Annotated in this window: 1 protein-coding gene; it reads right to left on the bottom strand. The window is 28.2% G+C overall.

What is annotated here, in order from left to right:
* The coding region (locus HFD15_RS14040; protein WP_167593831.1) for a recombinase family protein at window positions 1-218 on the bottom strand (218 nt) is incomplete at its 3' end.
* Between the last annotated feature and the right edge of the window lie 197 nt (window positions 219-415).

Here is a 415-nt window from a genome sequence, read left to right as displayed (position 1 = left end):
AAGTCCTCCATATTTCTTCCTAATCGATCTAACCGCCAAACAACAATTGTATCTCCAGAACGAGAAAATTCGATGGCGGATTTTAAACCAGGTCTTTCTTTTTTACTTCCTGACATATGGTCAGTAAATATTTTTTCACAGTTATATTTTTTGAGACTATCTTTTTGTAAATCCAAATTTTGAAGTCCAGTTGAAACTCGTGCGTATCCTATATTCATTTTTTTCTCCTTCATTTTAATTTATTGTATCATAACTTAAAAATATATGTATAAATGAACATAGAATAGATTACGGGTTAATGGACAATAAATGCAAACGATTTTGAGAAATTTAATAAGAAAAGAAGAGTGTCCATAAAATGACCATTTTCTGAACACAATATAAAAAAAGAAAAACAATTATTAACGCTTTTTTT

The organism is Lactococcus sp. EKM203L (genome assembly GCF_011800585.1).
Lineage (GTDB): Bacteria > Bacillota > Bacilli > Lactobacillales > Streptococcaceae > Lactococcus > Lactococcus lactis.
Note: the sequence above shows the minus strand (reverse complement) of the source record. Positions and strands in the feature narration are given on the sequence as shown.